The sequence below is a fragment of the Bradyrhizobium sp. USDA 4541 genome, from assembly GCF_024171085.1.
In the GTDB taxonomy this organism is placed as follows: Bacteria; Pseudomonadota; Alphaproteobacteria; order Rhizobiales; family Xanthobacteraceae; genus Bradyrhizobium; species Bradyrhizobium australafricanum.
In genome coordinates, this window is the sequence record NZ_JALJZF010000001.1 from 5,804,949 (window position 1) to 5,822,795 (window position 17,847).

The window sequence follows — 17,847 nt, forward strand, 5'->3', positions numbered from 1 at the left end:
ATTCTCTTCAGCGATGCAGCTTACTTGCGCTTGTCGATCTGCACATAGTCGCGGCGTGCGACGCCGGTGTAGAGCTGGCGCGGACGGCCGATCTTCTGCTGCGGATCCTCGATCATCTCGCTCCACTGGCTGATCCAGCCGACGGTGCGGGCGACCGCGAACAGCACGGTGAACATCGAGACCGGGAAGCCCATCGCCTTCAGCGTGATGCCCGAATAGAAGTCGACGTTCGGATAGAGCTTGCGATCGATGAAGTAGGGATCGCTAAGCGCGATCTTCTCGAGCTCCATCGCGACCTTGAGCATCGGATCGTCGCCGTGGCCGGTCTCCTTCAGCACCGCGTGACACATCTTCTGCATGATCTTGGCGCGCGGATCGTAGTTCTTGTAGACGCGGTGGCCGAAGCCCATCAGGCGAACTTCGCTGTTCTTGTCCTTCACCTTGGCGATGAAGTCCGGAATGTTTTCGACCTTGCCGATGCCGTAGAGCATGTTGAGCGCGGCCTCGTTGGCGCCGCCATGCGCCGGGCCCCACAGGCAGGCGATGCCTGCCGCGATGCAGGCGAACGGGTTGGCGCCCGACGAGCCGGCGATACGTACCGTCGAGGTCGAGGCGTTCTGCTCGTGGTCGGCGTGCAGGATGAAGATCTTGTCGAGCGCGTCGGCGAGCACCGGGTTGATCTTGTAGTCCTCGCAGGGGACCGCGAAGCACATGTTGAGGAAGTTCTCGGCAAACGAGAGCGAGTTCTTCGGATACACGAAGGGCTGGCCGACCGTGTACTTGTAGGCCATCGCCGCCAGCGTCGGCACCTTCGCGATCATCCGCATCGAGGCGATCATGCGCTGACGCGGATCGTTGATGTCGGTGGAGTCGTGATAGAACGCGGCGAGCGCGCCGACGGCGGCGACCATGATCGCCATCGGATGAGCGTCGCGGCGGAAGCCCTGGAAGAACCGCGCCATCTGCTCATGCACCATCGTGTGATGGATCACGCGATGGTCGAAGTCCTTCTTCTGCGCCGGGGTCGGAAGATCCCCGTACAGCAGCAGGTAGCAGGTCTCGAGGAAGTCGCCGTGCTCGGCGAGCTGCTCGATCGGATAGCCACGGTACTCGAGCACGCCGGCGTCGCCGTCGATGTAGGTGATCTTCGACTGGCAGCTGCCGGTCGAGGTGAAGCCGGGGTCGTAGGTGAACACCCCGGCCTGGCCGTAGAGCTTGGCGATGTCGATGACATCAGGCCCAACCGTGCCGCTCAGGATCGGGAAATCGTAGTTCTTGTTGCCGATGGTGAGTGTGGCTGTCTTGCTGGATTTTGCGTCCATCGTGATATCCCCGATGAATTCGTTGCGAAAACCGACCTTGCCCAGTCGCTAAATTGCGGCCCATGGCGGGGCGGAACGGCTTGTGGAGAAAGCGTCCGGGATTGGGTAGCTCATTGCCATGTGCGCTGCAAGATGGACCCTGGAGGGGGTCCATGCAGGATCACGCCGCCTGATCGGCGAGGCGGGCAAGGCACTCCTGGCGTCCCAGCACGGCCAGCACGTCGAATATGCCCGGCGACGTCGTGCGTCCCGTCAGTGCTACCCGCAGCGGCTGGGCGACGGCGCCGAGTTTCAGGTTGTTCTGCTCGGCGAAATTCCGCATCGCGGTCTCGGTGGTTTCCGCCGTCCAGTCGTTGACGGCTTCCAGCGCGGTGCGCAGGCGGCCGATCAACGCGCGCGTTTCCGGCGTCAGCAGCGCCACAGCTTTCGGATCGAGCGCGAGCGGACGATCGGCGAAGATGAAATAGGCGCCGGCGATCAGCTCGATCAGCGTCTTGGCGCGCTCCTTCAGGCTCGGCATCGCCCGCAGCAATTGCGCGCGGGTGGTGTCGTTGAGCTTGGCCTTCAGCGCGGCACCCTCGGGAACATAATCCAGCACGCTCTCGAACTGGGTCACGAGGGATTGATCGTCGCTCTGCCGGATATAGTGGCCGTTGAGGTTCTCCAGCTTGGCGAAATCAAACCGCGCCGCAGAGCGGCCGATGCCCGAGAGGTCGAACGCGTCGATCATCTCCTGGGTCGAGAAGATCTCCTGATCGCCATGGCTCCAGCCGAGCCGGACCAGGTAGTTGCGCAAGGCGGCCGGCAGGTAGCCGAGCGCGCGGTAGGCGTCGACGCCGAGCGCGCCATGGCGCTTCGACAGTTTCGAGCCGTCGGGACCGTGGATCAGCGGAATGTGGGACATGCTCGGCAGTTCCCACTCCAGCGCGTCGTAGATCTGCTTCTGACGCGCGGCGTTGATCAGGTGGTCGTCGCCACGGATGATGTGAGTGACGCCCATATCGTGGTCGTCGACCACGACCGCGAGCATGTAGGTCGGGGTGCCGTCGCCGCGCAGCAGGACGAGGTCGTCGAGGTTCTCGTTCTGCCAGACCACGCGGCCCTGCACCTGGTCCTCGATCACGGTTTCGCCGGTCTGCGGCGCCTTGAGGCGGATGGTCGGCTTGATGCCGTCGGGCGCGGTGGCCGGATCGCGGTCGCGCCACATGCCGTCATAGAGGCGGGTGCGGCCCTCGGCGCGCGCCTTCTCGCGCATCGCGGTGAGCTCTTCCGGCGAGGCATAGCAGTAATAGGCGCGCCCGGCGGCGAGCAGGCTCTCGGCGACCTCGCGATGGCGGGCAGCGCGGCTGAACTGGTAGATGACCTCGCCGTCCCAATCGAGCTCGAGCCACTTCAGGCCGTCCAGGATGGCGTCGATCGCCTCCTTGGTCGAGCGTTCGCGGTCGGTGTCCTCGATCCGGAGCAGCATCTTGCCGCCGAGCTTCCTGGCATAGAGCCAGTTGAACAGCGCGGTGCGGGCACCTCCGATATGGAGGAAGCCGGTCGGAGAGGGGGCGAAGCGGGTAACGACGGGTTTGGTCATGATCGAGCGAGACGTATGCTGAGACGGCGGTGGTGTATATCAGGAACCGGACATAACTAAACCCCCGGCTGACCTTTTGCCCACCAAACCAGGCCTCAAACCAGACTTGAAACCAGGCTTGAAACCAGACTTGAAACCAGACTTGGCCGGACGGCACGAATTTGGCAGAAGGTTGAGCTGACTCCTCCAGGGAACCCTTTGATGACGACTGACACGACGGCAGAGGCAGGGCGCGACTTCATCCGCGACATCGTCCAGGCCGATCTCTCCTCCCACAAGCACAACCGGATCGTGACCCGTTTCCCGCCGGAGCCGAACGGCTACCTGCATATCGGCCACGCCAAGTCGATCGCCCTGAATTTCGGCATCGCGCAGGAGTTCGGCGGCCAGTGCAATTTGCGCTTCGACGACACCAATCCGACCAAGGAGGAGCAGGAGTACATCGACTCCATCCAGGCCGACGTCCATTGGCTCGGCTATGACTGGGGAGCCAACCTGTTCTATGCGTCGGACTATTTCGAGCGCCTGTACGATTGGGCCGAGGGTCTGATCAAGGCCGGCTATGCCTATGTCGACGATCAGTCCCAGGAGGAAATCCGGCTGTCTCGCGGCACGCTGACCGAGCCCGGCAAGAACTCGCCGTTCCGCGACCGCTCGGTCGAGGAGAACCTCGATCTGTTCCGCCGCATGAAGGCCGGTGAGTTCTCGAACGGCGCCCGCGTGCTGCGCGCCAAGATCGACATGGCCGCCGGCAACATCAACCTGCGCGATCCGGTGCTCTACCGCATTCTGCACGCCCATCATCCGCGTACCGGCGACAAATGGTCGATCTATCCGAGCTACGACTACGCGCACGGCCAGTCGGACGCGATCGAGGGCATCACCCATTCGATCTGTACGCTGGAGTTCGAGGATCACCGCCCGCTCTATGAGTGGCTGCTCGACAAGCTGCCGGTGCCTTCGAAGCCGCGCCAGTACGAAATGGCACGGCTCAACCTGACCTATACGCTGCTGTCCAAGCGCGTGCTGACCCAGCTCGTCCGTGACGGCCACGTCTCGGGCTGGGACGATCCGCGCATGCCGACCATTGCCGGCTTGAAGCGGCGCGGCGTGCCGCCGGCCGCGGTGCGCGAATTCATCAAGCGCATCGGCGTCGCCAAGGCCAACAGCGTGGTCGATGTCGGGATGCTCGAATTCTGCATCCGCGAGGAGCTGAACCGCACGGCGCTGCGCCGGATGGCGGTGCTGCGGCCGCTCAAGGTGGTGATCGAGAATTATCCGGAAGGGCAGGTCGAGGAGATCGAGGCGATCAACCATCCCGACAATCCGGAAGCCGGCACCCGCAAGATCGCGTTCGGCCGCGAGCTCTATATCGAGCGCGACGACTTCATGGAGAATCCGCCGAAGAAGTTCTACCGCCTCTCGCCCGGCAACGAGGTGCGGCTGCGCTATGCCTACTTCATCAAGTGCACCGGCGTGGTGAAGAACGACGCCGGCGAGATCGTCGAACTCCGCGCGACCTACGATCCCCTAACCAAGGGCGGCAATGCGCCCGACGGCCGCAAGGTCAAGGCGACGATGCACTGGTTGCCGGCGGCGCAGTCGAAGCCTGCGGAGATCCGTATCTACAACCAGCTGTTCGCCAATCCGAGCCCGAACGCGGCCGATTTCGCCGCCGACCTCAATCCGCAGTCGCTCGAAGTGCTGAAGGATGCGCGCGTCGAGCCGGCGATCGCCGAGAGCAATTCGCCCGATCCGGTGCAGTTCGAGCGGCAGGGCTATTTCGTGCGCGACGCGGATTCGACGCCGGACCGGCTGGTGTTCAACCGCACCATCGGCCTGCGCGACACCTTCGCCAAGGAAGTCGGCGGCAAGGGCTAGCCGAGAGGAAGCGCGTCCCGAGCGGACAAGCGGACGGGGGGATCGATGCCTGATGAATCCGACGAGATTGCCTCCGCCATCATCGCCAGATGGTCGGCGGGTTTCAGCAGGCTCGATGCGAATGCGTTAAGCGCGCTCTATTCGAAGAGCGCGTTCTTCTTCGGCTCGAACCCGACGCTGTATCGCGGCCGCGACGGCGTCAAAGCCTACTTTGACGGTCTGCCGCGCTGGCACGCGCCGCGCGTTCAGTTCAGCGATGTCAGGGCAGAACGGGTCAACGCCGATCTCGTCAACATGGCGGGCATCGCGTCATTCGTCCTCGACGGCGATGCGCCCTCGCTCGCCGTCAAGATCACCTGGGTGATCGCGCGCGAGGACGGCGACTGGAAGATCGTCTGCCACCACGTCTCGTCGCAGACGCCGCTGATCTAGGCTCAGCGCTGGAGCTGACGAAAAAGTCGAGGGCCGGCGGGCCCTCGTAGTCAGGGAGAGTGCGCGGGGCCGGGCGCCTCGCGGCTGCACCCAACTCGCAGGCTATCCGGATCGCGCTGCATTGCGAGGAGGGACCAAGGTCGTAGGCTGCGGAACGCGGCTTCCGGGCGCCCGGACGGCAGCAAGGTCGTCGGCTCGCGGATCAGCAGCGGCAACACATCGCAGGTCGGACAGATGCTTTTTTGTCCGCGCCGCACCATGTCTTCGGAAGAAGGAGGTGAGGATCATGCGCATTCAACACTGGCAGGATGCTGCCAGCCTGTTGGTAGGCGCCTGGCTGGTCGCATCGCCGTTTGCACTGGGCTTTTCCGGGGCAGCTCTCTGGATATCCATCGCGCTCGGATTGGGCGTCGTGCTGTTCGCCCTGGAGGCATTCATCATTCCGTCCTATCTGGAGGAATGGGGCGAGATGCTGATGGGGTTGGCTCTGGTGGTGGCACCCTGGACGTTCGGCTACCAGCAGGGATCGGTCACGACGAGCAGCGTGCTCGCCGGGGTCGTGGTGATCGTGCTCGCGTGCTGGGAGCTGACGATGGATCGTGATTTCGCCACCTGGTGGCACGATCGCTGGCATCACCGAGCTGGCTGAGAGGAAGCTGACTGAGACGCTGGCCTGACCGCCAACCAAAGGCGGCCGGAGCGGGGATTTGCGTGGCGCGGGATCCCCTCCATGCCGCTCCGACGTAACACGGATGCAGGTTCTGCAGAGACATCTCGCCAGAGACGGCGGGTGTGGGACGATTCAGAAGCGTCGTCCCGCACTCGCTGGACGGCGGCCATGGCGCCTGCTGCAGGGTGAGAGCGCTTTCGAGCGACGTGGATAGCGGCTCGCGTAAGGAAAACGCGTCGAGACAAGCTTCGAGAGTCCCGTTCCGATCCCGTCGGAACGGAGCTGTAGTCGCCCGTCAGCAAGGCGACTCCGTCACGATGCGGCTTTCGCCTCGATCTGCTCCCAAATTCTGGTCTTGCGTGTTTCGGGCATGATGAAAACGGCGATCACGAAGCACACCGCGGGAACGACAATCGGGTAGATCAGCGCATAGCCGATGCTGCCGGTCGCCGCGAAGGCGGCTGATGTGATGAACGGCACCAATCCGCCGCCCCAACCATTGCCGATATGATACGGCACCGAGACCGAGGTGTACCTGATCCTGGCCGGGAAAAACTCCGCCAGGAACGCGCCGACCGGCCCGTACACCATCCCGACGTAGCAGACGAGGATGAAGATGATGAAGACGGCGACCGGATAGTTGATGTGTCCCGGTTGCGTGACCATGCCGAGCCACAGATACAGCGGATAGTAGGTGATCGCGGCAAGCAGCATTCCTCCGAGGATCACGGACTTGCGGCCGATCTGATCCGACAGCCAACCAAAGAAGATCAGGCTCGGCGTTGCGATCAACAATGCGGCTCCCACGATGTAGGCCGAGGTAACCGCATCGACCTTGGAGACCTGCTGCAGGAAGTACAGTGCCCAGAATTGACCACTGTACCAGACCACGCCCTGTCCAATCAGGACGACGATAGCGATCAGGATGTACTTGATGTTGGCGCTGAGGAAGGCTTCCCGCCAGGGATTCCTGGTCATCTGTCCCTGTGCCTTGATCTCCTGGAAAATCGGCGTCTCCTGGAGTTGCAGGCGGATGTAGATGGCGATGGCCACCAGCACGAACGAGACCAGGAACGGTACGCGCCACGCCCATTCGTCAAAGGCCTGATTGCCGGCCCAGGTTCGGGTCAGAACGATCACCGCCAGCGACACCACGATCCCGAGCGTCGGCGAGGTTTGTAGCCAGCCCGTGTAGTAGCCGCGGCTGTCGTCCGGAACATGCTCGGCGACGTAGGTGATGGCGCCGCCATATTCGCCGCCCAGGCAGAGACCCTGGATCATCCGCAAGCCGAACAGAACGAATGCGGCCGTCAGGCCGATCGACTGATAAGTTGGGATCAGTCCGATCGCTCCCGTTCCCAGGCCCATTCCGCTCAGCGTAATGAGGAATGTATATTTGCGGCCGACCCGATCGCCCATCCATCCGAACAGGAAGGCCCCCAGCGGGCGGATCAGGAATCCCGCAGTGAACAGCGCGATCGTGCTCAGCAGGGCTGCGACGGGGTGGGATTGCTCAAAGAACTTGACCGACAGAACGGCGGCCAGGCTGCCAAAAATATAAAAGTCGTACCATTCAATGATGTTTCCCACTGACGCAGCGACAATCACGCGGCGAAAATCGCTTGGTACTTGAATTGCCATGTGCTGCTCCTCTCAAAAGCAAACGCTACTCCTCGCGTTTTTCAGCGATCTATCCGCTCGCGGAGTGCGCGTGGTGCACGGCGTTACAGGCGAGATTTGCGCGTTCGTCCGCAACGCCTGATCTCAGGGGAGTTGTGGCCACCTGAGAGGAGCTCCAGCGGCCTTCAAGTGCCGCGAGCCGTCACTGCCTCATCCCTGTCTATTTGGGAGTGGAGGCATCAGGACAGTCTATTCCTAATGTGATCGGTATCTTAGTGAGACTTTCGGCTCGATCGATTTGACGCAGGCGGCAGCTGTGGCCCGGCGCGAGCTAGGCAAGGCGCAGGACGATCCAGGTACCCCGGGCGTTCCCGGTCCGTATTCTGCATCCGTTCCGCTGGGCGACGGGGCCATCCGCTAGCCTGCCGCCCGGCAGGGATCGCAGGCGGAATGGCGGAGCAGGGCACGACGCCGGGCGGCAAACGCGGCTACGCGGGGACGTGGCCGCCGCGCACGGCTGCGCCGGTCGGCGGCTTTCTCCCGGGCGCGCGCCGGGATCTGGAAGCCTCTCGTCGAGACATTGCGGCAATGGGCGCGCGCGGAGGCGGGGGCGGGCCGCCTGTTGCCCTGGGTGCCGGTGGCGTTCGGCACCGGCATCGCGTTCTATTTCGCGGCCGAGCACGAGCCGGTGCTGTCGGTCGCGGCCACCGCCGCAATCCTGCTCTGCCTGCTGGCGCTGCTGCTGCGGCGGCGCAGCGTGTTTCCCGTCATCGTGATGCTGGCCGCGGTCGCCGCGGGCTTTGCGACGGCGACCTGGAAGACGGCGCGCGTCGCTCACACGGTGCTGGCGCGGCCGATGTTCTCGGTGGCGCTGACCGGCTTCGTCGAGACGCGCGACATCCGCGAGAAGACCGATCGTTTCGTGCTGCGTGTGGTTTCGATGGAGAGCCCGCGCGACATGACGAAGCTCGATCGGGTCCGGCTCTCGGTGAAGAAGGGCACCGCGCCCGATGTCGGCAGCTTCGTTGAATTGAAGGCACGGCTGATGCCGCCGCTCGGGCCACAGCGCCCGGGCTCCTATGATTTCGGCCGCGACCTGTATTTCCAGGGCATCGGCGCCTCCGGCTTCGTGATGGGCGCCGTCAAGACCAGGGAGCCGCCTGCGACCGGCGGCTTTGCGCTGCGCTACGCCGCCTTCATGCAGGGCCTGCGCGACACCATCGACGCGCGGATTCGCACCACGCTCGACGGCGACCAGCGCGCGATCGCGACCGCCTTGCTCACCGGCCGGCGCGATGCGATCTCGTCGCCGGTCAACGATGCGATGTTCATCTCGGGACTCGGCCACGTGCTGTCGATCTCCGGCTACCACATGGCCGTGGTCGCCGGCGTCGTGTTTTTCGCGGTGCGCGCGCTGCTCGCGCTGTTTCCGGCGCTGACGGCGGCGCATCCGATCAAGAAATGGGCGGCGGCGGCCGCGCTGGTCGCCGCCGCATTCTATCTTCTGCTGTCGGGCGCGGAGGTCGCGACCCAGCGGTCATTCTTCATGACCGCCGTGGTGCTGCTCGCCGTGATCGTCGACCGCCGGGCCATCACCTTTCGCACGCTGGCGGTGGCAGCGCTGATCGTGCTCGCGATCGCGCCGGAGGCGCTGGTGCATTCCAGTTTCCAGATGTCGTTCGCCGCGACGCTCGGGCTGGTGGCGCTGGTGCAGATCGGGCTGCCGAACCTGCTGGCGTCGCCCGACCATTCGGCGACCGCGCGCGTCGCGCTGTGGGGCGGGCGCGAGCTCACGATGCTGATGCTGGCCTCGCTGGTGGCGGGGCTGGCGACGACGCCCTATGCCGCATTCCATTTCCACCGCGTGACGCCCTACGGGCTGCTCGCCAACCTCGCGGCGATGCCGGTGGTCTCGGCGGTCGTGATGCCGGCCGGCCTGCTGGGGCTCGTCGCCATGCCGTTCGGCTTCGACGGCGTGTTCTGGGCGATCATGGGTCTTGGCATCGACTGGATGATCCTGGTGACGCAATGGGGCGCCGCACTCCCGGGCGCGGTCGGCCGCATGGCGGCGTTCGGCATCGGGCCGCTGATCGCAGCGAGCGCCGGCATCATCCTGCTCGGGCTGCTGCGCACGCCGCTGCGCTGGTCAGGTGCGGTGCTGCTGCTGGTGGCCTCGGTCTGGGCGCTCAGGGTGCCGCAGCCGGACGTGCTGATCTCGGGCGACGGCCGCAATGTCGCGGTGCGTGGCGGTGATGGACGGCTGCATCTAATGCACAGCGCCAAGGATGCATTTTTGGTCAAGGAGTGGCTGGCGGCGGACGCCGACGCGCGCACCGCCACCGATGCGTCGCTCGGCGAGGGCGTCTCCTGCGATGCCAGCGGCTGCGTGACCCAGGGACCCGGCGGCGCCTTCGTCGCGCCGGCGACCCGGCCGGAGGCCCTAGGTGGTGTGGACACTTATCGCAGCCATAGGACGATGGCAGCGAGAGTGACGACGGCCCGGTAATTCCGGGCGGTCTTTTCGAAGCGGGTTGCGACGCGTCGGAACTGCTTGAGCTTGCTGAAGCAGCATTCCACGAGATGGCGCTGGGCATAGAGATGTTTGTCGAGCGGATATTTGAGGGCTCGCGAGGGGTTGTTGGGGATGACGGCGAGCGCCTTTTTGGCGGCGATGTCTTGGCGCAAACGATCGGCGTCATAAGCCGTATCGGCGATGACGACCTCGGCGGGCAGCCCCTCGATTAATGCAGCGGCTTGTGGTGCATCGCCCTTCTGGCCCGCGGTGAGCGTGAACCGCACGGGGCATCCCAAGCCGCGTACGGCCATATGTATCTTCGTGCTCAGGCCGCCGCGCGAGCGCCCGATCGCTTGATCTTCAGACCCCCTTTTTTCGCCCCGGCGGCGTGCTGATGCGCCCGGACAATGGTGGAATCGACGATCAGATATTCGAAGTCCGGATCCTCGGACATCGCCTCGAAGATGCGGCACCAGACACCCTTGCGGCTCCATCGACTGAACCGCCGGAACACGCTGTTCCAATCTCCAAAAGCCTCCGGAAGATCACGCCAAGGAGAGCCCGTACGCACGATCCAAAGCACACCTTCCACGAACATCCGGTTGTCCCGCCCGGTCGAGCCCTTCTGATCGGGCCGGCCTATGATCAGCGGCGCCATGCGCTCCCAGGCCGCGTCGCTCAACACCAAACGCTCCATCACACCCAAGGCCGCCTCCCAAAAAGAAGCCTTGAATCTGATTTGCTCTCAAAAGGGAATCCTTAGAGTCCACACCACCTAGTGGACGACTGCGAGCGCGCAGGCCTGATCGTGACGGCGCGGCCGGCGCCGCAGGGCTGCGCGGCATCGGTGATCGATGCCGAGCGGCTGCGCCGCCACGGCGCGCTGGTGCTGCGACGGAGCAGGGACGGCTACGTCGTCGATGCGGTCAAGCCCGGCGGGATCGACCGGCCGTGGTCGCCGGCGGTTCCCGGCGACGGCGAGAGCGAGACGACGCTACGCGCCCCCGCGCCGCGGCCTGCGGTGGATGCGACGCCGGCCGAGACCGATCTGCAGGGCGATGATTAGCCGTGGTCCGGCAAGGGCGCGCTCGGCAGCTCGAACAGGCCGAGATGGTATTCGTCGGAGTCGGGGCCGGCGTCGGGCTTCTTGACGAGAGTGAAGGAAGCCTCGGGAAATTGCTCCCAGACTTTCAGGTCGTCGGCCGTTACCGTCAGCCAACCGAACCGGAACATGTAGCGGCCCGGTTCCGTGACGCGTCCAGCCTTTTGCCATGTGACCTTATCGACCACCGCGCACGTCCTCCGTACCCGATGATGCGCCAAGGTGCCGGCCGACGCAAATCTCCTTCTGCGCCCCGGAAGCGGGAGTCCGGGGTCGCCCGAAATTGCTTAGGTCATCCGCCGCCGAACAGCTCATTCCACGGCGACGATGCGCTCAACCCAAAAACAGCGTTGCGAATGCGGAAGGCCGCCGCTCCACAACCTTCGGCTTCTGCTCGACCGGCGGATGCAGCGCCGGCAATTGCAGCACGCTGACGCGCTGTCCCTCGACCAGCTGGGTCACCAGCACATGGCTGCCGTCGGGGAATTCGACCGCATCATGATGCCGATCGGGCACGTCGGGCTCGACTTCGTTGAATACGCCGACGCGATAGTTCAGCGTCTTGGTCCAGATCCAGCGGCTGTCGTAGCGAACGTTCTCGGCGAAAGCGAGCTCGGTGCCCGGCAGCATGCAGACCGCGACAGTGGGGTCATTCTCCGAAGCAAAGCCGCGGGTCGACGTGCCGCGGAACGTCGTCGTGATCAGCGTCTCTCCGACAATGGCGGGGCGCGATGCCACGGCGTGCAGACTATAGTCACACATCGGATGGCTCCTCATTTCGAGGTAGCGACCCGTGCCTCTCCTTGAGGCATTAGGGCCTCTACCAGAGTGGACGATAGCGAACGAGCGTCTGCTCGTTTCTGGGCGATTGTACGACTGGTCCGAGATCGCTCCGATCACAAACACGCGACGCTGCGCGAGAGGTATCGGAGCGCATCGGGCAGGCCGTACGCTACACTATCATGCAAGGAACGATCCGACGTGTTGCTCGTTCCCGGCCGCCGCAAGTATTTGCAATTCAGTATTTGCGATAAAGGCCGATCAGCTTGCCCTGGATGCGGACCCGGTTCGGCGGCAGGATGCGCACTTCATAGGCGGTGTTGGCCGGCTCGAGCGCGATCGATGCGCCGCGGCGGCGGAAGCGCTTCAGGGTCGCTTCCTCCTCGTCGATCAGCGCCACCACGATGTCGCCGGTATTGGCGACGTCGTTGCGCTGGATCAGCGCCATGTCGCCGTCGAGGATGCCGGCATCGACCATCGAGTCGCCGCGTACCTCGAGCGCGTAGTGCTCGCCGGCGCCGAGCATGTCGGGCGGCACGCTGATGGTGTGGCTGCGGGTCTGCAGCGCCTCGATCGGCGTACCGGCGGCGATCCGGCCCATCACGGGGACCGCGACCGGACGGTTGCCGTCGTCCTCGGCAATCGGCGGCGTGCTGGCGCGCCGGCCGAGGGTGCCTTCGATGACGCTGGGCGTGAAGCCGCGGCGACCGTTGCCGCCGCCGGCCGAGAGTTCGGGCAGCTTGATGACCTCGATGGCGCGGGCGCGGTTCGGCAGACGGCGGATGAAGCCGCGCTCCTCCAGCGCAGTGATCAGGCGGTGGATACCGGACTTCGAGCGCAGGTCGAGCGCATCCTTCATCTCGTCGAAGGAGGGCGGTACGCCGGCCTCTTTCAGACGTTCATTGATGAAACGCAGTAGTTCGTACTGTTTGCGCGTGAGCATCTCGAGTATTCCCCCGGTTGATAGCGTCGTTCGATTCCGAGACTCTTCTGGTGGGGCCTGCAGGCCGGGCCTGACCTCAGGAGCATGTGCTCGATGCACCTGCTTCCATGCAGCTTCCCGAATGTAGACACCAGCACTCGAAACAAATCATGAACGGACACTATATGTTCGATATGTGTTCCGCAACCACTTAATTTCCGGTGAACGTGTCGGGCAACGCACAATCGGCGGGGCGCGAAAACCCTATTCGGGCAGTGTCAGGATCTCGCATTCGCTGCCTTCGACGGCCGCCGCCGCGAACGGCGGGCGCACGAGAAGTGCCCGTGCCGCAGCGAGATTCCCGAGCAACGACGAGTCCTGCTGCGTCACCGGCGTTGCGATCAACGTGCCGTCCTCGCGCGCTTCGAGCCGTGCACGCAGATAGTCCTCGCGTTGGTCGTTGGCGGCGAGGTCGCGGCCGAGCAGGGCGCTCGTGCGGCGATGATGAATCACTTTCCGGCCGCTCAGCGCCCGAATCAACGGCACCAGGAACAGGAAGGCGCAGACATAGGACGACACCGGATTGCCGGGCAGGCCGATCACCCTCATCGCGCCGAGCCGGCCATGCATCATCGGCTTGCCGGGCCGCATCGCAATCCGCCAGAACGTCATGTCGACGCCCTCGGCTTCCAGCGACCGCTTGACGAGATCGTGGTCGCCGACCGAGGCGCCGCCTGTCGTGATCAGGACATCGGCACCGGCCTCGCGCGCCCGGCGGATGCCCGCCGTGGTCGCCTCCACCGTGTCGGCGGCAACGCCGAGGTCGACGGTCTCGGCGCCCTCGGCGCGCGCCAGCGCCCGCAGCGCGTAGCCGTTGGAATAGACGATCTGGCCGGGGCCGGGCTGCGAGCCCGGCATCACCAGCTCGTCGCCGGTCGCCAGCACCGCGACCTTCGGGCGGCGGCGCACCGCAAGTCCCGGATAGTTCATGGCGGCCGCCAGCGACAGCGCGCGGTCGGACAGGCGGCTGCCGCCGGCGAGCAGCACCTCGCCCTCACGGAAGTCGACCCCAGCCGGGCGGATGTGCCGCCCGACGCTGGCGGCCTCCGTGATCGTGATGTGGTCGCCGTCGACGGCGGTGTCCTCCTGGATGATCACCGCGTCGGCGCCATTGGGGATCACGCCGCCGGTGAAGATCCGCACCGCCTCGCCGGCGCCGACCGTCCGGTCGAACGGCCGGCCGGCGGCGACTTCGCCGATCACCTTGAGCCGGGCCTTTAGATCAGCCGCATCGGCGGCGCGCACCGCATAGCCGTCCATCGCCGACATCGGCTGCGGCGGCTGGGTGCGGAGCGCCGCGAGGTCGTGCGCAAGCGTGCGGTGGTAGGCGGCATCGAGCGCGACCATCTCCTCCGGCAGCGGTTCGGCGCCGGCGAGGACGGCGGACAGGGCATCGGCAACCGGCATCAGGGCCACGCTCAGAGTTCCTCAATTCCTAATCTTCAAATTCCAAGTGCGGTCAAAGCCCTTGCCACGTCATCCGTCGATGTCACGTGGATAGCATAAAGGCCGCGGGCCCGCGCACCTTCGATATTGGCGGCCAGGTCGTCGAAAAACAGGATCCGCGACGCCGGCACGCCGATGGCTTTTACCACATGATCATAGGCCTCGGCGTCGGGTTTGCGGAAGCCGATGCTCGAGGACAGGAAGACGTTGCGGAAATGGCTGAGCAGCTCGGCATGGGTGACCGAGAAATGCGCGACATGGGCCGGATTGGTGTTGGAGAAGGCGTAGAGCGGCATCCGCTTGGCGGCCGCCGCGAGCAGCGGGGCGATGCCCGGCATCTCGCCGGTGAAGATCGCATTCCAGCCTTCGAGGAACTGGGCGTCCGTGATGTTGATGCCGAGCGTCCGGCGCAGATTCTCGAAGAATGCCGCGTCGTCGATCCGGCCGATCTCATGATGCTTGAAACTGTCGTCGACGACAAAGCGCGTGGCGAGCTCGGCGGGCGCACACCCGGCATGCTGCGCCCAGTGCGCCATCACCTTGTCAAAGTTGATGTCGAGCACGACGCGGCCGATATCGAACAGCAGCACGTCGACGGAGTTGGGAGTGAATTGCGAGGTCATTGCATGAAACCGTGTACGAGAATTGCGGGCAGGCGGCAATGTCCTCGATTTCAGTGACCGGTGTGTGGATTGTACGTGGCGTTGCATCCATCGCGAGACTGTTCCCGCGCACACCACCGTCGTCCCGGCGAAGGCCGGGACCCATAACCACCGCATTTGATCAGGAACGGGATCGTGGCCCCAGCGTCGCGCAACAATTGAGATTTGGGGTAAGGGGTCCCGGCCTTCGCCGGGACGACGGCGGGTGTCGTCGCTTGTGCGTCAAACATCCGCATTCTCGCGACATGATCTGTCCGAGCCTTGCTCTTCGTTTCACCCTATATTTTTGCTACGGGGCTTGGCTTGCCGCGTCGGGCAACTCAGTGGCACGCGCGCGCGCTTTCAGGGTACCAAGCGACTTGATACCTGCCGGCGGCTTGGTGCCCGCCGGCGTCGCTCTCACAGCCTGGACAGCGCCAAGCCGAGGTAACCGATCAGCGCACCGGTGCTGAGAATGATGACGACGAGCGCCTGTTCCGAGCGTGCTTGCAAGGTTTTCCGGGTCACGGCGTTGGACGCTCCGTCTTCGAGATCATGCGGTCCAACGAACAGCAACGATTTCCGTTCCGGTCCTTCCCCCGGGAACCTTCACGACCTGCCGAGTGACGCGACGGGCGCGGAACAGGAACGCAGGTCGGCCGCCTACGAGGGCGGCGCGATCCCCGGAACGGGGAAAGCGCGGCACATCTCGACGCTGATCGACCTCAGTCGCTTGACGACCGCTGCATCTCCCTTCGACCGGAGGGACTCCGCAATGAGTTCGGCGATCAGGCGCATTTCGGGCTCGCCCATGCCGCGCGTGGTCGCCGCCGGCGTCCCGAGGCGAATGCCGCTCGGCTTGAGCGGCGGATGCGGATCGTCGGGAATGATCTGCTTGTTTGCGGTGATCCCAACGGCGTCGAGGATGTTCTCGGCCGCGCTGCCGTCCACGCCGACGCTGGCCACGGTATCCACGACCATCATGTGATTGTCGGTTCCGCCGGTGATCAACGTCATGCCGCGTTCCATCAACGCTTCGGCCAGGACCTTCGCGTTGCGCATGACCAGCCTTGCATAGGCATGAAAATCGGACGTCGAAGCCTTCTTCAGCGTGACCGCGGTTCCGGCCACAACGTTCATGTGCGGACCTCCCTGCAATCCCGGGAACACCGACGCGTCTATCTTGCCGGCGAACTCCCGGCGACAAAGAACGATGCCGCCACGCGGCCCGCGAAGCGTCTTGTGCGATGTCGTCGTCATCACGTCGAAACCCGCATCGAGCGGATTGCGCAAGGCGTTGCCGGCGATCAGGCCGCCGTAATGGCTGACGTCGGCCATGGTCAGTGCACCCACTTCATCGGCGATGCTCTTGAAGGACGCATAATCCAGATCGCGCGGATAAGAGCTGTAGCCGCACAGCACCAGCTTCGGGCGGACGTGCCGGGCCATGGCGCGGAGCTCATCGAAATCGATGGCGCCGCCGTTTGACGGCTGCGTCTTGTAGCGGGCGAAGTTGAAGAGCCGCCCCATGTGCGACACCGGCGCGCCATGAGTGAGATGGCCGCCGTGTGAAAGGTCCATCGCCAAGATCGTATCGCCGGGCTGCAGCAGGCCGAGATACACGGCCTGGTTCATTGGCGACCCGGACAGAGGCTGAACGTTGGCATGTTCGGCGCGGAACAGCGCGCAAGCGCGCTGGCGGGCAAGGTTCTCTATCTGGTCGGTGAATTCCTGGCCGCCGTAATAGCGACGTCCCGGATAGCCCTCGGAATACTTGTTGGTGAACACCGATCCGAGCAGCTCGAGCACCTCGGGATAGGTGTAGTTCTCCGACGGAATCAGCTCGACGCCGTCTTGCTGGCGGCGCTCTTCGCCCTCGAGCGCAAGGGCAACTTCCGAATCGTTGAGATGGAGTTCATTGCGGAATGACGGCATGGTCCGGGCTCCCTAAGACGCTGGATCATCAGCTGAACGGGTTGCCCAGGCGAACGGCGTTGAAACCCTTCGCGCTTCACCGTGGTCAATTCCACGTAAGCTCGCCAGTCGCGCGAGGGACGAATGAGCCTGCGAGGCTCATCGCGAGCAGAAGGCTATCCAATCCCCGGCGGGCTCGCAAGGGTTGGTTGCTGGCGCCGCCGCGGGCCCAGCGTTGGGCGAGATCGAACATCTGGCGACAGCCACGGCAATGGCGACCAAACCGAGGGACGTCCGGCTTACCCAATGAACCGATGTCCCGATGATCAATGCCGTCTTCGGCTGAGGGCCAATAAGGTGCATGACCATCCGTCACTTGCGGGCCGTCAGGCTTGCGGGGTGGCTGACCGTGTGGCTGTGGCACCCGCGAATCTATTCCTTGACGAAGATATGAGACTTTATCTTCCACTGCCCGTCGGGTTGGCGTTCAAGCAGTCTCACGGTGCTGCCAGAAATTGGCGCCGCCTTCTCATTTATTACTAGCGTGGCCGTGAAATGCGAGGTGGTGTAGGCGTATTTTCCCATGGGCAACACATCGAGCAGCTCAACCTTGTGATCTCTGACGCTTCTTCCCCGCTCGGCAAAGAAATTACGGATTGCCAAAGGGCCGGTGACTGGCTGCGCACCAGGCGGCATCAATCTGGCGTCAGCGGCATACAACGGTAACAGGGCATCGAAGTCTGCGTTGTTGATGGCGGCATCCCATTTGGCAGCCGCCGAGGAAAGTTCGTCGGCAGGTGGGGCTGCCCCTGCGGGACTGACGCAAGTACAAGTAAAGATCAACAACAGGGTGCAAGAAAGAAGAGAAGGGCGGCTCATCTTTGCCTCCTTTAGCTGAGATGCTTAGCGCGGGAGCGCATTCGCAAACGCTATAGCCGAGGCAAGCAGAACCACTAGTCC

General features: G+C 64.3%; 16 protein-coding genes, 1 pseudogene and 1 riboswitch. Of the genes and pseudogenes, 5 read left to right on the forward strand and 12 right to left on the reverse strand.

The window, feature by feature from the left end:
• Positions 1–20: 20 nt before the first annotated feature.
• Positions 21–1,322 (reverse strand): citrate synthase, encoded by a 1,302-nt coding sequence (gene gltA, locus J2R80_RS27595; protein ID WP_028339667.1) that lies wholly within the window; start codon positions 1,320–1,322, stop codon positions 21–23.
• 160 nt (positions 1,323–1,482) lie between these two features.
• The gene (gene gltX / locus J2R80_RS27600) at positions 1,483–2,904 is read right to left on the reverse strand and encodes a glutamate--tRNA ligase (protein WP_028334021.1); all 1,422 of its coding nucleotides are present in this window, start codon (positions 2,902–2,904) and stop codon (positions 1,483–1,485) included.
• A gap of 201 nt (positions 2,905–3,105) precedes the next feature.
• Here gltX and J2R80_RS27605 point away from each other — a divergent pair, with 201 nt between their 5' ends.
• From J2R80_RS27605 to J2R80_RS27615, 3 genes are all read left to right on the forward strand, one after another.
• Entirely contained in the window at positions 3,106–4,785 is a 1,680-nt protein-coding gene (locus J2R80_RS27605) for a glutamine--tRNA ligase/YqeY domain fusion protein (protein WP_076825395.1), read from the forward strand.
• A gap of 45 nt (positions 4,786–4,830) precedes the next feature.
• Positions 4,831–5,217 (forward strand): nuclear transport factor 2 family protein, encoded by a 387-nt coding sequence (locus J2R80_RS27610; RefSeq protein ID WP_076825397.1) that lies wholly within the window; start codon positions 4,831–4,833, stop codon positions 5,215–5,217.
• Positions 5,218–5,503: 286 nt separating this feature from the next.
• Positions 5,504–5,866 carry an SPW repeat protein gene (locus J2R80_RS27615; RefSeq protein ID WP_076825399.1) on the forward strand — a complete coding sequence of 121 codons (363 nt, stop codon included), beginning with the start codon at positions 5,504–5,506 and terminating at the stop codon, positions 5,864–5,866.
• 333 nt (positions 5,867–6,199) lie between these two features.
• Here the strand turns inward: J2R80_RS27615 and J2R80_RS27620 are convergent, their stop codons facing one another.
• Positions 6,200–7,528, reverse strand: a complete 1,329-nt coding sequence (locus J2R80_RS27620; RefSeq protein ID WP_057016507.1) for an MFS transporter — start codon at positions 7,526–7,528, stop codon at positions 6,200–6,202.
• A gap of 429 nt (positions 7,529–7,957) precedes the next feature.
• On the opposite strand from J2R80_RS27620, the pseudogene J2R80_RS27625 reads away from it, so the two are divergent.
• Positions 7,958–10,001: pseudogene (locus tag J2R80_RS27625) on the forward strand (ComEC/Rec2 family competence protein); the annotation flags it as partial.
• Here J2R80_RS27625 and J2R80_RS27630 read toward each other — a convergent pair.
• A protein-coding gene (locus tag J2R80_RS27630; RefSeq protein ID WP_141343516.1) for an IS5 family transposase occupies positions 9,965–10,728 on the reverse strand; the annotation gives its coding sequence in 2 pieces (ribosomal slippage) (positions 9,965–10,390 and positions 10,393–10,728; 762 coding nt in all). The pseudogene J2R80_RS27625 and the gene J2R80_RS27630 overlap by 37 nt on opposite strands.
• A 72-nt stretch (positions 10,729–10,800) precedes the next feature.
• On the opposite strand from J2R80_RS27630, the gene J2R80_RS27635 reads away from it, so the two are divergent.
• On the forward strand, positions 10,801–11,088 hold the full coding sequence (locus J2R80_RS27635; RefSeq protein WP_076825419.1) for a hypothetical protein: 288 nt from the start codon (positions 10,801–10,803) through the stop codon (positions 11,086–11,088).
• Here the strand turns inward: J2R80_RS27635 and J2R80_RS27640 are convergent.
• The 8 genes from J2R80_RS27640 to J2R80_RS27675 all read right to left on the reverse strand — a co-directional run bounded on the left by J2R80_RS27640 (position 11,085) and on the right by J2R80_RS27675 (position 17,766).
• On the reverse strand, positions 11,085–11,312 hold the full coding sequence (locus J2R80_RS27640) for a hypothetical protein (RefSeq protein WP_076825420.1): 228 nt from the start codon (positions 11,310–11,312) through the stop codon (positions 11,085–11,087). The two genes, J2R80_RS27635 and J2R80_RS27640, sit on opposite strands and share 4 nt — an antisense overlap.
• Before the next feature lie 145 nt (positions 11,313–11,457).
• Positions 11,458–11,886, reverse strand: coding sequence for a hypothetical protein (locus J2R80_RS27645; protein WP_026192810.1), 429 nt, complete (start codon positions 11,884–11,886; stop codon positions 11,458–11,460).
• Between the two features lie 256 nt (positions 11,887–12,142).
• Positions 12,143–12,847: a transcriptional repressor LexA gene (gene lexA / locus J2R80_RS27650; protein ID WP_016841600.1), complete on the reverse strand. Its 705-nt coding sequence runs from the start codon at positions 12,845–12,847 to the stop codon at positions 12,143–12,145.
• Positions 12,848–13,090: 243 nt separating this feature from the next.
• Positions 13,091–14,302 carry a gephyrin-like molybdotransferase Glp gene (gene glp / locus J2R80_RS27655; protein WP_076825422.1) on the reverse strand — a complete coding sequence of 404 codons (1,212 nt, stop codon included), beginning with the start codon at positions 14,300–14,302 and terminating at the stop codon, positions 13,091–13,093.
• 26 nt (positions 14,303–14,328) lie between these two features.
• Positions 14,329–14,955 carry an HAD family phosphatase gene (locus tag J2R80_RS27660; protein WP_076825423.1) on the reverse strand — a complete coding sequence of 209 codons (627 nt, stop codon included), beginning with the start codon at positions 14,953–14,955 and terminating at the stop codon, positions 14,329–14,331.
• A 438-nt stretch (positions 14,956–15,393) separates the two neighbouring features.
• Positions 15,394–15,549, reverse strand: a complete 156-nt coding sequence (locus tag J2R80_RS27665) for a hypothetical protein (protein ID WP_168855882.1) — start codon at positions 15,547–15,549, stop codon at positions 15,394–15,396.
• A gap of 87 nt (positions 15,550–15,636) precedes the next feature.
• On the reverse strand, positions 15,637–16,908 hold the full coding sequence (glyA, locus tag J2R80_RS27670) for a serine hydroxymethyltransferase (protein ID WP_253639768.1): 1,272 nt from the start codon (positions 16,906–16,908) through the stop codon (positions 15,637–15,639).
• Between the two features lie 36 nt (positions 16,909–16,944).
• Positions 16,945–17,030, reverse strand: a riboswitch (ZMP/ZTP riboswitch).
• 289 nt (positions 17,031–17,319) lie between these two features.
• The gene (locus J2R80_RS27675) at positions 17,320–17,766 is read right to left on the reverse strand and encodes a DUF4440 domain-containing protein (protein ID WP_253639769.1); all 447 of its coding nucleotides are present in this window, start codon (positions 17,764–17,766) and stop codon (positions 17,320–17,322) included.
• Positions 17,767–17,847: the final 81 nt, after the last annotated feature.

Bases quoted from the DNA above. Each gene is read 5' to 3' on its own strand.
- gltA (WP_028339667.1), bottom strand. From the start codon at position 1,322: ATGGACGCAAAATCCAGCAAGACAGCCACACTCACCATCGGCAACAAG.
- gltX (WP_028334021.1), bottom strand. From the start codon at position 2,904: ATGACCAAACCCGTCGTTACCCGCTTCGCCCCCTCTCCGACCGGCTTC.
- J2R80_RS27605 (WP_076825395.1), top strand. From the start codon at position 3,106: ATGACGACTGACACGACGGCAGAGGCAGGGCGCGACTTCATCCGCGAC.
- J2R80_RS27610 (WP_076825397.1), top strand. From the start codon at position 4,831: ATGCCTGATGAATCCGACGAGATTGCCTCCGCCATCATCGCCAGATGG.
- J2R80_RS27615 (WP_076825399.1), top strand. From the start codon at position 5,504: ATGCGCATTCAACACTGGCAGGATGCTGCCAGCCTGTTGGTAGGCGCC.
- J2R80_RS27620 (WP_057016507.1), bottom strand. From the start codon at position 7,528: ATGGCAATTCAAGTACCAAGCGATTTTCGCCGCGTGATTGTCGCTGCG.
- J2R80_RS27645 (WP_026192810.1), bottom strand. From the start codon at position 11,886: ATGTGTGACTATAGTCTGCACGCCGTGGCATCGCGCCCCGCCATTGTC.
- lexA (WP_016841600.1), bottom strand. From the start codon at position 12,847: ATGCTCACGCGCAAACAGTACGAACTACTGCGTTTCATCAATGAACGT.
- J2R80_RS27660 (WP_076825423.1), bottom strand. From the start codon at position 14,955: ATGACCTCGCAATTCACTCCCAACTCCGTCGACGTGCTGCTGTTCGAT.
- glyA (WP_253639768.1), bottom strand. From the start codon at position 16,908: ATGCCGTCATTCCGCAATGAACTCCATCTCAACGATTCGGAAGTTGCC.
- J2R80_RS27675 (WP_253639769.1), bottom strand. From the start codon at position 17,766: ATGAGCCGCCCTTCTCTTCTTTCTTGCACCCTGTTGTTGATCTTTACT.